Genomic DNA, 283 nt, shown 5'->3' on the forward strand with positions numbered 1-283 from the left:
GGGCCGTTGAAGACTACAACGTTGATAGGCAAGATGTGGAAGTGGTGTGAGCCATTAAGCTAACTTGTACTAATTACCCGTGAGGCTTAACCATACAACGCCAAACGCGTTTTATGCGACAGTTTGACAGAAGTTAATATGACTAAAGTAGATATTACTTAGAAAGACTTAAAAAATATTATCAGATATTTTCCAAATTCAGTTAGTGCGTAGCGATACGAATTAACGCCCAAATTTGCTTGGTGACAATAGCGTTTTGGACCCACCTGACTCCATGCCGAAC

1 rRNA gene is annotated in these 283 nt (G+C 40.3%); it reads left to right on the forward strand.

Annotation, left to right across the window (positions count from 1 at the left end):
• Nucleotides 1-94, forward strand: a 23S ribosomal RNA gene (locus H5122_RS20070); the annotation flags it as partial.
• Nucleotides 95-283 lie beyond the last annotated feature (189 nt).

Origin of the sequence: Pseudoalteromonas sp. SG43-8 (genome assembly GCF_014164245.1) — a bacterium.
Lineage (GTDB): Bacteria > Pseudomonadota > Gammaproteobacteria > Enterobacterales > Alteromonadaceae > Pseudoalteromonas > Pseudoalteromonas distincta.